Raw genomic sequence first — 14,965 nt, forward strand, 5'->3', positions numbered from 1 at the left:
ATCCCTGATCTTAATAAAAGCACTATCCCTATGCTTACAGGAAAGGATCCTTCAAATGCCTGATAAAAATAAAATCAGTACAGTTCTTTGAGTTTCCTTGTAAGCGTGTTACGACCCCAGCCTAGTACTTTTGCAGCATCTTGTTTATGACCATTCGTATGATGTAGCGCTGCTTCTAGAAGTATACGTTCGAATTCAGGTAATGCGTACGAAAGAATTTCCGTTTCTCCCGATGCCAATGCTGATTTAGCCCACGACTCCAACTGCTTTTGCCAACTGGTGTCATTTTCAAAATCGACACTCTTCTTCTCTGAAATCAATTCTGATGGAAGATCACTTGGCAGAACCTCTGAACCGCTTGCCATGACCGTTAACCAACGACACATGTTTTCTAGTTGGCGAACGTTACCCGGCCAATCTAGACGGTTAAGAATTTCTACAGCTTTAGGATGAAGAGTTTTCATCTCGACACCTAGTTCTTTAGCGGCAAGTGCGAGGAAATGTTGAGTCAGCTTTTCGATATCTTGACGACGTTCACGTAAAGATGGAATTTGAATACGTATTACATTCAAACGATGGAACAAGTCTTCACGAAACTTACCTTGGTGAACCAGTTTTTCTAAGTTCTGGTGAGTCGCAGCTACGATACGTACATCAACCTTTATCGCTGAGTGACCACCCACACGGTAGAACTGACCATCTGCCAATACTCGTAATAAACGAGTTTGAATATCGAGTGGCATATCGCCGATTTCATCAAGGAACAGTGTACCGCCGTTTGCTTGCTCAAATCGACCTTGCCGCACGTTGTTTGCCCCTGTAAAAGCACCTTTTTCGTGGCCAAATAGCTCAGACTCAATCAGATCTTTAGGAATCGCAGCCATGTTTAGAGCGATAAACGGTTTTTGAGCGCGAGGGCTGTGACGATGCAGAGCATGTGCGACCAGCTCTTTACCCGTACCGGATTCACCATTAATTAATACGGAGATGGAAGAACGGGACAAGCGACCGATAGCGCGAAACACTTCCTGCATAGCCGGAGCTTCACCAATGATTTCTGGTGAATCATAGGACTGCTCTAGTTGTTTTGATTGTTCTTTACGTTGCTCTTGGCCGTGCGCAATGGCTCGTTCAACCAGAGTAAGCGTTTCATCCACATCAAACGGTTTTGGTAAATATTCAAATGCGCCTTTTTGGTAGGCGTTAACCGCCGCGTCCAAATCAGAGTGAGCGGTCATGATGATGACGGGCAGTTCTGGTGAACGCGAGTGTACTTGGTTAAGTAACTCGATGCCGTCAATACCCGGCATACGAATATCGGAAACTAACACATCAGGCGTTTCTCGCTCTAATGCCATTAAAACGCTTTCGGCATCGGAAAAAGTTTCACATTTGATATTGGCTGATGAAAGAGTCTTCTCCATAACCCAGCGGATAGAACTGTCGTCATCGACAACCCATACGTATCCTTTACTCATAGTTTTAATTCCTTAGCAGCAAATCTTGTGACTAATGTGTCTAAATAGGTAAATAAATGGTGAATGTGGTTCTGCCTGGCCAGCTTTCTACTTCGATTTTTCCATTATGCTGGTCGATCAGGTTTTGAGAGATTGATAGCCCTAGACCGGTACCGCCTTCGCGTCCACTGACCATCGGGTAGAACAAGGTGTCTTGCAGTTCCATAGGAATGCCCGGACCATTGTCTGTAATCTCTATTCTGGCCACTAACTTATGTCGTTGGCCTTGAATGGTTGCTTGATGAACGGTTCTGGTACGCAGCGTGATTTGTTGATGTTTTTGATTAGATAAGATTTGTGCTGCATTACTGACGATATTAAGCAGTGCTTGTTCAATTTGGTCTGTGTCCATCACGATGTCAGGTAGGCTTGGGTCATAGTCACGTTCGATGACTAATTCAGGCCCACCTTCGAGTTCAACAAGCTGACGAACCTTTTCCAAAATAAGGTGCAGGTTTTCCGATTTCTTTTTGCCCGGTTTTTGCGGACCCAGTAATCGGTCTACCAGAGCTCTCAGGCGATCAGCTTGTTCAATAATAATTTGGGTGTATTCGGTAAGGCTTTGATCGGGCAACATTCGCTCTAAAAGCTGCGCAGCGCCTCGTAACCCGCCTAGAGGGTTCTTAATTTCATGAGCCAATCCGCGAACCAGTAATTTGGCGGCTTGTTGCTGTGCATGTTGGTTGAGTTCTTGAGTTAGGCGTCTTTGCTGACCAATACGGCGCATTTCGACTAACAAATACAACTCTTTTTCCCACGACATTGGGCTAACCGTCACTTCAAGCATCAATGGTTTACCGTCGACAACAAAAGTCACGTCGCTATCAGTAATGCTCTGGCCACTTTGCAAAGGTTGAGTCAGTAATGCTAAATCCATTGATGCGTGTTGAATCAGCTTGGAAAGTGGTTGGTTGGTAATACGTTTGGCGCTTTGTGAGAACAGTTGCTCGGCTGCTGGGTTTGCATAACGTACGCACAACAATTCGTCCAACATTAAAGTGGCCGTAACGACGTTGTTTAAAATGGTGTGACTCAGTTCTGCATTCACAGTTTTTTCCTTGTCCGTGTTCCAAAATAATGCAACGCACCTTTTTGGTGCATTGAAATGTCAAGTATGGCGCAACGGTATGCAAAGAAAAAGAAAAACTCTTTGTGATATCAGGCTAATTAGTGGCTTATCGACTAATTCACGGACGCCCGATGAAGATACACCGTTACTCCAGAGGTAGATGCAATAACCTTGCCGCTTCCAACTGCCTGAATTGAAAAGTGATGAGTGCCTCGCTCGATGTTTTTTAGATGCCACACTGTTTTGGTGCTAGGTGCACTAATTGGCTGTCCATTCATCAACAATTGTAGCTGTTCGGGGTCAGTTAGTTCTCTGTTTAAGCCGATAGTGATGCTTATGTTGCCTGCATTGCTGCGAATGGTTTCACCATCACTGGGCGACAAGATACTGATACTGAGTGGTATTAAGGGTTTCTCAATACTTTGAGGTTTTGGTGGTTTAGTTGTGGCTAGTAAAGGGGTGTTATTGGGAGCTTTGAAACTCGATATTGCGAGAGGCGTTGCTTTTGGTTCTGGGGTATCACTGAAATGCTGTACATCCTTGTCGTCTAACCAAGTGTAGATCTCTTTGCTTGTTGCTGAGTCACTTAGGCTCAGCAGAAAGAATAGAAGTAGAGCGTTTTTCAATGTGATCTCCGATACGAAGTAGTACGAATGGTACTGGTTATGCTAAAGAGAATTTCGCATCTGAGAATATAAAAAAGGCCCGCCTGCGAGGCGAGCCTGATATATCGTTAAAGCGAATTCTTATACTGAGTAGTATAGTTCGAACTCTAGTGGGTGAACGGCTACGTTCACACGTTGTACGTCTTTAGTCTTCAGCTCGATGTAAGAGTTGATGAAGTCATCAGAGAATACGCCGCCAGCAGTTAGGAACTCACGGTCGTCACTTAGACATTGCAGAGCTTGTTGTAGAGACTCTGCAACTTTTGGAATCTCTGCTTCTTCTTCTGCTGGTAGGTCGTACAAGTCTTTATCCATAGCTTCGCCTGGGTGGATCTTGTTCTTAATACCGTCAAGACCAGCCATCAGCATAGCTGCGAATGCTAGGTATGGGTTTGCTGCTGGATCTGGGAAGCGAACTTCGATACGACGAGCTTTAGGGCTTGGTACCACTGGAATACGGATAGACGCAGAACGGTTACGAGCTGAGTAAGCAAGCATAACTGGCGCTTCGTAATGAGGAACCAAACGTTTGTACGAGTTAGTTGATGGGTTAGTCAACGCGTTCAGTGCACGAGCGTGTTTGATGATACCACCGATGTAGTAAAGCGCCATTTCAGATAGGCCGCCGTACTTGTCACCAGCGAATAGGTTAACGCCGTCTTTCGCTAGAGATTGGTGAACGTGCATACCAGAACCGTTGTCGCCAACGAGTGGTTTAGGCATGAAAGTCGCTGTTTTACCAAACGCGTGAGCTACGTTGTGAACAACGTACTTGTAGATTTGAATTTCGTCAGCTTTTGCTGTTAGCGTGTTGAAACGAGTTGCGATTTCGTTCTGACCCGCAGTTGCAACTTCGTGGTGGTGAGCTTCAACAACAAGGCCCATTTCTTCCATGATTAGACACATAGCAGAACGAAGATCTTGAGATGAATCCACTGGAGCTACTGGGAAGTAACCACCTTTAACGCCTGGACGGTGACCTTTGTTACCATCTTCGTAATCAGAACCAGTGTTCCACGCAGCTTCTACGTCATCGATCTTGAAGAAAGAACCAGACATGTCAGTTGAGAACTTAACATCGTCAAATAGGAAGAATTCTGGCTCTGGACCAACAAGAACTGTGTCTGCGATACCAGTTGAACGCATGTACTCTTCAGCGCGTTTAGCGATAGAACGAGGGTCGCGGTCGTAACCTTGCATTGTTGCAGGTTCTAGGATGTCACAACGGATGTTTAGCGTTGATTCTTCTGTAAATGGGTCTAACACAGCAGATGCAGCATCAGGCATCATCACCATGTCAGATTCATTGATGCCTTTCCAGCCAGCAACTGATGAACCATCGAACATTTTGCCATCTTCGAAGAAGTCTGCATCGATTTGGTGAGCAGGAATCGAAATGTGTTGCTCTTTACCTTTTGTATCTGTGAAACGTAGGTCCACAAACTTAACTTCGTTTTCTTGAATCAGCGATAGTACGTTTTCTACTGACATCTCGGATAACCTCCAGTGTTAATAAAGCGATTTGGGCTCGAATCAAAATTAGTTTCTTGCATCAATCAGTGCTTAAACCCATCTTAATCGATGTTGGTCACATGCTTGCGATATTCGTGCCAAACATTTTAGCCTATATAAATCAATGTATTACTTGCATTATGTTTTTTTTGGTGCTTACAGTTGCACCAAAAAGATCCTTTGATGAACCAAAATGGTGCAGCTACTTGTGCAGTGCACCAATTTCTATCAAAGCGTACACTATTCACACAATGATTCACTCAATTTTTTTAAGTGTAATTAACTATAATTTGTCACTGTTTGTTTTAAATCAGATTAACGACTAGGCTCTATAGAGTGAAAATCAGCGTGATAGATCACATATTCCTAGGTTTTTCGTCAAAATCTGGTACATTATTGCCCGTTTTTTGAACCAAATTAAGGCTACGTTTTTATATCCCATAAAGGCGGGCTATTTTGTGTATATAAGTGAAGCAAACTCCATGGCTACTCCACAGATAGATAAATTAAGAAATATCGCGATCATCGCGCACGTTGACCACGGTAAAACGACTCTTGTTGATAAACTACTCCAACAATCGGGTACGTTAGAATCACGCGGTGACATCGAAGAGCGAGTCATGGACTCGAACGATATCGAAAAAGAACGTGGTATTACAATTCTTGCTAAGAACACAGCAATTAACTGGAACGACTACCGTATCAACATCGTAGATACTCCGGGACACGCGGACTTCGGCGGTGAAGTTGAACGTATTATGTCAATGGTTGATTGCGTATGTTTGATCGTTGACGCTGTTGACGGTCCTATGCCACAAACTCGTTTCGTAACGCAAAAAGCGTTTGCTCACGGTTTGAAGCCAATCGTTGTTATCAACAAAATCGACCGTCCAGGTGCTCGTCCTGATTGGGTAATGGACCAAGTTTTTGACCTATTTGATAACCTAGGTGCAAGTGATGAGCAGCTAGATTTCCAAGTGGTTTACGCTTCAGCTCTTAACGGTTGGGCGACTCTGGAAGAAGGCGTAACTGGCGAGAACATGGAACCATTGTTCCAAGCTATCGTAGACAACGTAGAACCACCACAAGTTGACCCTGCTGGCGCATTGCAAATGCAGATCTCTCAGCTTGATTACAGCTCATACGTAGGTGTAATCGGTGTTGGTCGTGTAACTCGCGGTACGGTAAAACCAAACCAACAAGTAACAGTAGTTGGTGCTGATGGTAAGAAACGTAACGGTAAAGTAGGTACAGTTCTTGGCTACCTAGGTCTACAACGTTCTGAAACTGAGCAAGCAACTGCTGGTGACATCGTTGCGATCACTGGTCTTGGCGAGCTTAAGATTTCAGATACCATCTGTGACGTGAACACGGTAGAAGCACTTCCACCGCTAAGCGTTGACGAACCAACGGTAACCATGACTTTCCAAGTAAACACTTCTCCGTTTGCTGGTAAAGAAGGTAAGTTCGTAACTTCACGTAACATTCTTGAGCGTCTTGAAAAAGAATTGGTTCACAACGTAGCACTACGTGTTGAGCAAACAGACGATCCAGATAAATTCCGTGTTTCTGGCCGTGGTGAGCTTCACCTGTCAATTCTTATCGAGAACATGCGTCGTGAAGGTTTTGAGCTTGCTGTATCTCGTCCAGAAGTAATTCTGAAAGAAGAAAATGGTCAGCTAATGGAACCGTTTGAAACTGTGACTATCGACGTTCAAGAAGAACACCAAGGCGGTATCATGGAGAAAATCGGTATGCGTAAAGGCGAACTGAAAGACATGTCTCCAGACGGTAAAGGCCGTGTGCGTCTTGACTTCATGATGCCTTCTCGTGGTCTGATTGGTTTCCAAACAGAGTTTCTAACGCTAACATCTGGTTCAGGTCTTCTTTACCATACGTTTGATCATTACGCACCGCACAAAGGCGGCGAAATTGGTCAGCGTGTAAACGGTGTATTGATTTCAAATGCTACTGGTAAAGCATTGACTTATGCGCTATTTAACCTTCAAGAGCGTGGTCGTCTATTTACAGAGCACGCTGACGAAGTGTACGAAGGTCAAGTAATTGGTATCCATAACCGTTCAAATGACCTGACAGTTAACTGTTTGAAAGGTAAACAGCTAACTAACGTACGTGCATCTGGTACTGATGAAGCTCAAGTTCTGACTCCAGCTATCAAGTTTACTCTAGAACAAGCTCTAGAATTCATTGATGATGATGAACTAGTGGAAGTAACACCAGAGAGCATCCGTATCCGTAAGCGTCACCTAACGGAAAACGATCGTAAACGTGCATCTCGCGGTTAATTAACCCTATTCGGTTAACGTTTTTAAAGGCCCCTAGCTGTGTAAGCTAGGGGTTTTTTGTATCTAAATAGTGAGGCATTTATTATGTTTCCAGTGATTATCACGGGCGGTCCCGGCGCAGGTAAGACAACGCTGATCAACGCTTTGTCAGATAGAGGATTTACAACTTTTCAGGAATCTTCTCGTGATTTGATTGAGCAGCAAAGCCAGTTAAAAGATGGCATTCTTCCATGGGAAAATATGTCTGGGTTCGCCGCTTTATGTTTTGAAGTTATGAAACAGCAAAAGAGTAAAGCGAGTGAACATTCCATCGCCTTCTTGGATAGAGCAATACCGGATATATGTGGATATTTGAAAGGTGCTGGAATAGAGCCTGACAAACAGTATTTATTGGAAAGCAAGGGATACTTCCGTAAGGTTTTTGTTTGTTGCCCTCACCAAGATATCTATGTTCAGGATGAAATTCGTCCTTATCCTTTTGAGGAGGCTTTAGATATTCATTACAGGCTGGTGGACATTTATCAACAGTTTGGTTACAGCTGTATTGAAGTTCCGTTTAAGACGGTCAACGAACGAGTTGAATTTGTCTTGAATAATATTTCAACAACCTGATCAGGGAACATTGTTTGGTTTATCTATCAAAGTTAACCTTGAACTAAGCAAGTTGAGTTCCACTCTATTAAAATTAGTACGTTACAGACATACAAACTCTCACATCGTGAGTTTGTCCGGGTAAAAATAGTCAGGAGAGTGCAATTGGACTTACAGCACTCGGTCAAACAAACCTATGCATTTGGCCGATATTTAGTTTTAAGAATGAAACATGACCGTGTGAATGTTAACGCAGGGTATCTGGCGTATATCACTTTGCTTTCCATCGTGCCGATGTTCACGGTTTCACTCTCTATCATGTCGTCATTTGAGATCTTCTCTAATGTGGGTGAAACTCTGCAAGATTTTGTGATTGAACACTTTGTTCCCGCTGCTGGCTTAGCGGTACGCACTGCGCTGTCAGAGTTCATTACCAATACGGCGAAAATGACAGCTGTTGGTGGTGTATTTCTGTTTGTGGCTGCTTTAATGCTGATTTCCAACATAGATAAAAACTTGAACTATATATGGCGGGTGAGAAATAAACGACGTGTCGTTTTTTCTTTTTCTATGTACTGGATGATTTTGACGCTGGGGCCTCTTCTACTGGGGGCGAGTATCGCGATGACGTCTTATATCACTTCGTTGAAAATTATTGATAGCGAGGCTCTGGTTGGCGTTTACAACCTGTTTTTGCGTTGGCTGCCGTTCCTGCTTTCTTTTTTCGCTTTTGCTGGCTTGTACTTACTGGTTCCGAATAAAAAGGTCTATATTTATCATTCTCTTGTTGGAGCGCTGGCCGCTGCCATTCTCTTTGAACTGAGTAAGAAAGCCTTTGCCGCCTATATTACCCATTTCCCCTCATATCAGCTTATTTATGGGGCGTTGGCAGCGATACCCATTCTTTTTGTCTGGATATACCTGTGTTGGATGATTGTCTTGATCGGTGCAGAAGTCACGGCAGCTTTGGGTGAGCGTGAGTGCTGGAGTGAGGAAGAAGACGTGATAAACTCGAATGCCCTTTCAAAGAGTGACAAGGAAGAGAATTCCAGTGATAGCGTTGATTCAACGAGTAAGTGAGGCTGCAGTACGCGTCGACGGTGAAGTCGTCGGTGAAATTGAAAAAGGTTTATTGGTATTACTTGGTGTTGAACGTGAAGATGACGAAGCAAAAGCTAAGCGTTTGATGGAGCGCGTGACTTCCTACCGAGTATTCGAAGACCAAGCTGGCAAAATGAATTTAAGTGTGAAAGATGTGGGTGGCAGTGTGTTGGTTGTTTCTCAATTCACTCTGCCCGCTGATACAAAAAAAGGGACGCGAGCGGGGTTTTCTCGTGGTGCTCATCCACAAGATGCAGAGCGTCTGTATAATTACTTTTCTGACTTATGTGAAGAAGTATTGCCAACGGAGCGAGGACGCTTTGCGGCAGACATGAAAGTCTCACTGGTCAACGATGGTCCTGTGACATTCTGGTTGCAGGTATAATGTTTGGGAACGGAATCTATGTTTAAACTTATTACGCCGACTACGGATAATCAGCTCAATAAGTATTACCACTTCCGCTGGCAGATGTTGCGTGAGCCTTGGCGAATGCCTATCGGCTCAGAGCGCGATGAATATGATCCTATGAGTCATCACCGCATGATTGTTGATAGTAGAGGAAGACCTATCGCAATCGGCCGTTTATACATTACTCCTGACAGTGAAGGTCAGATTCGCTATATGGCAGTGAAAGCGAGTCGCCGCAACAAGGGGATGGGCTCACTAGTATTAGTCGCTCTAGAGTCGCTCGCGCGTCAGGAAGGGGCAAAGCGTCTGGTATGTAATGCTCGTGAGGACGCGATTTCATTTTATGAAAGAAACGACTTTGAACGTCGTGGTGAACTGAGTGATGAGCGAGGGCCTGTCCGCCATCAACAGATGGTGAAACATCTTGACCCAATGGCGAATGTGTTACGCAAGCCTGAATGGTGTACTGAGCTACAGGAACGTTGGGCGACGCAAATTCCGATCAGCGATAAAATGGGCATCAAAATTCAGCAATATACTGGCTATCAGTTTCAATGTTGCGCGCAGATAAACCCGAATCTCAATCCACACAATACTATGTTTGCTGGTTCTGCCTTTACGTTGGCAACGCTGACTGGCTGGGGAATGGCGTGGTTGTTGATGCGTGAACGTGGCCTAGAAGGTGATATTGTGCTGGTAGATAGCAATATTCGCTATCGTCACCCCGTGGTGCATAATCCAGTTGCTTCCACATCCTTAGACGGCATCAGTGGTGACTTGGACCGTTTAGCGTCTGGCCGTAAAGCCCGAATCGTGGTGAATGTGAACATATCAAGTGGTGATGTTGACGCTGTAGCTTTCGTTGGAACCTACATGCTTATCCCGAACTATCAAGAGATCCTAACAAAAGCGGGTGCGAGTTAACGCCGCGCTTTAGTTGGGGCAAGGCAGCCGTTGTTGTGTATTTCTGATCAAATCGTAGCTGACTTTCTCACATCCCTGAGTTACATCAATGCTAAATTGCCCTTCTTGAGGTGAAACCAAATCAAGTTGGGCAACAATATCTGCTTTCAGACCAAATCCTTTCAACGGCGTTTTCGCGAGGCTGATACGGCCTCTGTCGGCAATCAATTTAAGGTTATCAACGTCAAACGGCTGAACAACCAGTGAGTCTGGAGTTTTCAGAACGATAATGCCGTCACGCATGCTACCATTCAGTTCCCCAGTGATAGAGTGGGAAAGCATGGAATAGTCACCTGCCAACCCTTCAGCATTGATGTCAAACTCAGTAATTGCGTCGATTTTTACTGGCAGTTGGACGAAGTGGTTTATTACAGGAAATGGCAGACCATCAGCATGCGCCGTCAAAGACCAAGGTGCGCTGGGCTGAGTGAAATCCCAATTAGCGTTTGCTTCTAGATAACCTTTTTCAAGCGGGATAAAGGCTCTGTCGAGTTGCCAGTTACCTTTGTTACTGTGCATTTCAATGACCCCTTGAGTGCTGATTAGCTCTCCGACACTTGCACTGTTAGCGCTGACAGATAGTTTTCCGTCCCACAAGCCCCACTGAGCGTTTTTAACCAGATGAGTATTTGTTCCTTCAATGGTTAATCCGGACAGTTGCCAGAAAGGTTTGCTGATAAGCTGAATCAGTTGCAGATTATTGATAGCCAAGTTATCTATGGCAAGCTCATTGAGCTGTGGCCATTGTTCTGGTACCCAAGCTAAATCTTGCTGTGTTTCAGCAAACCATTTAATGCCTCTCGCATTAAGCTGTTTCAAGTGGATACTGGTTGGTGTCACGGTGCCTGATAACTGAACACTACCTTGTAAAACTTCGGTTGAAAAATCGCTGATCGAAATGGTTTGGTCAGAAAAATCGAGTTTGATACTTGGTTCGACCCATTGTAGGCCTTTCCATGAAATCGAGTCCGCGTTTAATGATAAGTAACCTTTATCTTGTTGCCAGACAGATTGAGTGAGAGAGAAGTTCTCTAACGAAGCGGCAGTGTTTTCAAGTTCAAAGCCAGCGACCGTGATCTGACTGTTAAGAATATCCAGACTGTTGATATGTGTGATGTATTTGATCGCTTGTTGCCACAGTTTATCTGCCGTGCTGCTTAATGATTCTGGTAGCTTTAAGTGGCTGACGGTGGTGTTAATCAATGACCATCCCGAATCAAACTGTTCAGCTTGACCTGAAAAATCCGCGCCTCGCCATTTAAATGATGCGCCATAAACTGTGCTGTCATTCGCTTTGTAATCTGCATCAATCAAAACTTTGTCGAAAGCTTCACCATCCCAATAAAACTGATCTGCGGAAAGCTGAAGTTCACCATAAGGCAGTAGCTGTTCGTTGTCTTTCCATTGAGGGTGCTTCACCTGAAGATTGACTCCTCGGGCAATTAGCCCTTGATGCGAGAAGTCCACATTGTGCAGAGCAAGTTGGTTCAACTGTAAGTTTTGAAGGAAGTCTGAAGACGGCAGACCTTGAGAAAAGTTCGCACCATCGAGCAACAAACTATCAATGACGAGCTTGTCTTTTTTGATCAGCTTTTCGTTTAGCCAGATATCAACTTTGGAAAAAGAGAGTGGTTGTTCTTTCGTCTCAATACTGACGTTGTGTAAGGTGAAGTGAGCTGGATATGCGTAATCGAGCTCAGAAAATGAGAGCTTGTCCGGCCATAACTGTTGAGTTAACCATTGCGCTGAAGGGGTGAAATAGCGGGTGTGCATAACACCAAATACCACCAACGTTAACGTAAGTAGTAAGGCTATAACTCCAATCCCTAGTGCTAACAGCTTTTTCATGGTTTGTATCGGCTAAACGGAACAAGCTAACAGCTTTGATCAAATATCGATTCGCTTCAACAAAAAAGCCCCTAAAAATAGGGGCTTGCTAAGTTTTTAAACGTCAAATGCTGAGGTGACCGTTTTAGTCTAGTTGCGGACCCGCTGCGACTAGTGATTTACCTTCTGCATTGTCTGTGTACTTATCGAAGTTGTTGATGAAGCGAGTAGCAAGATCTTTTGCTTTGCTTTCCCATTGTAGAGGGTCAACGTAAGTATCTCGTGGATCTAAAATTGAAGGATCAACGCCAGGCAGTGCGGTTGGAATTTCTAAATTAAAAATCGGCACATGTTTAGTTTCTGCCTCTTCAATAGAACCATCCAAAATAGCATCAATGATGCCGCGAGTATCTTGAATTGAGATACGTTTGCCTGAACCGTTCCAACCTGTATTCACGAGGTAAGCTTCAGCGCCTACTGCTTCCATACGTTTTACCAGTACTTCTGCATACTTAGTTGGGTGTAGCGTTAGGAACGCCGCGCCGAAACAAGCAGAGAACGTTGGTGTTGGTTCGGTAATACCACGTTCAGTACCTGCTAGTTTCGCAGTGAAGCCTGACAAGAAGTGGTATTTGGTTTGTTCTGGAGTCAATTTAGATACAGGTGGTAGTACACCGAACGCATCCGCTGACAAGAAGATAACTTTATTCGCGTGGCCGCCTTTTGAAACTGGTTTAACGATGTTATCAATATGATAGATAGGGTAAGAAACACGAGTATTTTCGGTTTTCGAACCGTCATCAAAGTCGATAGAGCCATCGGCACGAACCGTCACGTTTTCTAGTAGAGCGTCACGACGAATTGCGTTGTAGATATCTGGTTCTGCTTCTTTAGAAAGCTTGATAGTTTTCGCGTAGCAGCCGCCTTCGAAGTTGAAGACACCGTCATCATCCCAGCCGTGTTCGTCATCACCAATCAATGCACGTTTAGGGTCGGTAGAAAGCGTGGTTTTACCTGTGCCAGATAGACCAAAGAAAATCGCTACGTCGCCATCTTTACCCATGTTCGCAGAACAGTGCATAGACGCGATGCCTTGAAGAGGAAGGAAATAATTCATCATTGCGAACATACCTTTCTTCATCTCACCGCCGTACCAAGTACCGCCGATAAGTTGCATTTTTTCAGTCAGGTTAAACACAGTGAAGTTTTCAGAGTTCAGACCATGTTCTTGCCATTTGGTGTTGGTGCACTTAGCACCATTCATGACAACGAAATCAGGTTTGAAGTTCGCTAATTCTTCATCGCTTGGGCGGATGAACATGTTTTTCACGAAGTGTGCTTGCCAAGCTACTTCAGTAATAAAGCGCACACATAAACGCGTATCAGCGTTAGCGCCACAATAACCGTCAAATACGAACAGACGTTTGCCAGAAAGCTGTTGGTTTACTTGAGCTTTCAAGTCATTCCAAATTTCTTGGCTGATTGGTTTGTTATCGTTTTTCGCTTGTTCTGATGTCCACCATAGCGTGTCACGCGTGGTGTCATCTTTAACGATAAACTTATCTTTAGGTGAACGACCAGTAAAGATACCAGTGTCTACTGCGACTGCTCCCAGTTCAGTAACTACGCCTTTCTCGTAGCCTTCTAAATCTGAGCGTGTTTCTTCAGCGAATAACGTTTCATAACTTGGGTTGTGTATGACTTCAGTTACGTTGGTAATTCCGTATTGGGTTAGGTCTAATTGTGCAGCCTTTGTATGTTCCATAACGGTCATAGGTGCTCCTTATAAGGATTTTTGTAGGGATTTTGTAATAATGTTTTTAATTGTTATCTGCTAACCATGCTATCAACGGGCTGGGGGGAAAACAGGGAGATAGTTCAAAAAATACCCACTTATTTCCTATGGTTTTAGGTAACTCGTCACATATCTTAGCCAGAGTATTTTATCTTGTAGTTGGCAAGAGATACCAGAGGAAATCGTTAATAATTTTTAGAAATTAAGTATGCTGTACGGCGTTTGCGAGCCTTGATTTTATTGGGTTTTGATCACAAAAAAAGCCAGCGTTAGGCTGGCTCTTGCGGGAGAATGATGTGCTTGTTAATCCTAGTGAATTAATGCAGCGTTTTTGAGTCACTTTGTGCTTGTGAGTACAACTCAGCGACTTGCGCTGAATCGAAAGAATACGTTGTACCACAGTAATCACAATGTAAAGAAACCGATCCTTCTTCTGCCAAAATGTCGTTTATTTCATCTCGGGAGATAGTCACAATAGCCGCACCGCTACGATCACGCGAACAACCACAAAGGAACTCAACTTCTTGAGGTTCAAACAATTTCACTTGTTCTTGGTTGTATAAGCGGTATAGCAACTCGTTCGCTTCAAGAGTGAAAAGCTCTTCGTTTTTCACTGTATTTGTTAGTTGCTCTAAGTGCTCAAAATCTTCTGGTGAACCAGTGCCGTCTGGAACGACTTGCAGCAGCATACCTGCAGCATGACGTTTGCCTTCATGCTCGCCCGTGCGAATCCACAAACGTGTTTTTAACTGCTCAGAGCGCAAGAAGTAGTTCTCAATCACTTGAGCGATGTTGTCACCTTCAAGACCTACCACACCTTGGTAACGTTCGCCTTTTTTCGGTTCGATGGTAATGACCAGATGACCTTTACCCATCAAATCGTGTAAACCAGCGTCGTCGGCGATGTCGCCTTCCCAGCGTGCAACACCACGGATGCGTTGGTTATTGTCGCCATTGATTACCGCTAAAGATACAGGACCATTACCTTGCAGTTGCATGGTAATTGAGCCTTCAAATTTTAGTGTTGCGGTTAACAGAGTAGTGGCTACCAGTAGCTCGCCCAACAGAGTTTGGATAGGCGCTGGGTATTCCTTGCTAGTGATAATTTGTTGGTACGCTTTATCTAGCTGTACGAGCTCACCGCGTACTGATAAGTCTTCAAATAGGTAGCGATTTAATACGTTGGTCGCCTTTGCGCTTGTAGTCATAA

At 44.2% G+C, this 14,965-nt stretch carries 12 protein-coding genes; 5 read left to right on the top strand and 7 right to left on the bottom strand.

Annotated elements, in window-relative coordinates; all coding sequences use genetic code 11:
* Nucleotides 1–74: 74 nt before the first annotated feature.
* From glnG to glnA, 4 genes are all read right to left on the bottom strand, one after another.
* Nucleotides 75–1,478 (bottom strand): nitrogen regulation protein NR(I), encoded by a 1,404-nt coding sequence (gene glnG / locus AAGA51_RS00655; protein WP_042484779.1) that lies wholly within the window; start codon nucleotides 1,476–1,478, stop codon nucleotides 75–77.
* 40 nt (nucleotides 1,479–1,518) lie between these two features.
* On the bottom strand, nucleotides 1,519–2,565 hold the full coding sequence (glnL, locus tag AAGA51_RS00660) for a nitrogen regulation protein NR(II) (RefSeq protein ID WP_042484782.1): 1,047 nt from the start codon (nucleotides 2,563–2,565) through the stop codon (nucleotides 1,519–1,521).
* Between the two features lie 134 nt (nucleotides 2,566–2,699).
* A complete protein-coding gene (locus AAGA51_RS00665; protein WP_042484785.1) occupies nucleotides 2,700–3,212 on the bottom strand; it encodes a DUF4124 domain-containing protein in 513 nt (170 codons plus the stop codon).
* Between the two features lie 120 nt (nucleotides 3,213–3,332).
* The gene (glnA, locus tag AAGA51_RS00670; protein WP_042484788.1) at nucleotides 3,333–4,742 is read right to left on the bottom strand and encodes a glutamate--ammonia ligase; all 1,410 of its coding nucleotides are present in this window, start codon (nucleotides 4,740–4,742) and stop codon (nucleotides 3,333–3,335) included.
* A gap of 503 nt (nucleotides 4,743–5,245) precedes the next feature.
* On the opposite strand from glnA, the gene typA reads away from it, so the two are divergent.
* The 5 genes from typA (at nucleotide 5,246) to AAGA51_RS00695 (ending at nucleotide 10,094) form a co-directional block, all read left to right on the top strand.
* Complete coding sequence (gene typA / locus AAGA51_RS00675) at nucleotides 5,246–7,069, top strand: translational GTPase TypA (RefSeq protein ID WP_042484791.1); 1,824 nt, start codon at nucleotides 5,246–5,248, stop codon at nucleotides 7,067–7,069.
* Between the two features lie 84 nt (nucleotides 7,070–7,153).
* A complete protein-coding gene (locus AAGA51_RS00680) occupies nucleotides 7,154–7,681 on the top strand; it encodes an AAA family ATPase (protein ID WP_042484793.1) in 528 nt (175 codons plus the stop codon).
* 144 nt (nucleotides 7,682–7,825) lie between these two features.
* On the top strand, nucleotides 7,826–8,740 hold the full coding sequence (locus tag AAGA51_RS00685; RefSeq protein ID WP_042484798.1) for a virulence factor BrkB family protein: 915 nt from the start codon (nucleotides 7,826–7,828) through the stop codon (nucleotides 8,738–8,740).
* Entirely contained in the window at nucleotides 8,712–9,146 is a 435-nt protein-coding gene (gene dtd / locus AAGA51_RS00690; RefSeq protein ID WP_042484802.1) for a D-aminoacyl-tRNA deacylase, read from the top strand. The genes AAGA51_RS00685 and dtd overlap by 29 nt, the downstream gene beginning before the upstream one ends.
* 18 nt (nucleotides 9,147–9,164) lie before the next feature.
* Nucleotides 9,165–10,094, top strand: a complete 930-nt coding sequence (locus AAGA51_RS00695; RefSeq protein ID WP_042484804.1) for a bifunctional GNAT family N-acetyltransferase/hotdog fold thioesterase — start codon at nucleotides 9,165–9,167, stop codon at nucleotides 10,092–10,094.
* 9 nt (nucleotides 10,095–10,103) lie between these two features.
* On the opposite strand, the gene AAGA51_RS00700 is transcribed toward AAGA51_RS00695, so the two are convergent.
* The 3 genes from AAGA51_RS00700 to hslO form a co-directional block, all read right to left on the bottom strand.
* Nucleotides 10,104–11,981 (bottom strand): AsmA family protein, encoded by a 1,878-nt coding sequence (locus AAGA51_RS00700; protein WP_042484808.1) that lies wholly within the window; start codon nucleotides 11,979–11,981, stop codon nucleotides 10,104–10,106.
* A 124-nt stretch (nucleotides 11,982–12,105) separates the two neighbouring features.
* A complete protein-coding gene (gene pckA / locus AAGA51_RS00705; RefSeq protein ID WP_042484813.1) occupies nucleotides 12,106–13,734 on the bottom strand; it encodes a phosphoenolpyruvate carboxykinase (ATP) in 1,629 nt (542 codons plus the stop codon).
* 338 nt (nucleotides 13,735–14,072) lie between these two features.
* Entirely contained in the window at nucleotides 14,073–14,963 is an 891-nt protein-coding gene (hslO, locus tag AAGA51_RS00710; RefSeq protein ID WP_042484815.1) for an Hsp33 family molecular chaperone HslO, read from the bottom strand.
* Nucleotides 14,964–14,965 lie beyond the last annotated feature (2 nt).

It is taken from the genome of Vibrio diazotrophicus (genome assembly GCF_038452265.1).
Lineage (GTDB): Bacteria > Pseudomonadota > Gammaproteobacteria > Enterobacterales > Vibrionaceae > Vibrio > Vibrio diazotrophicus.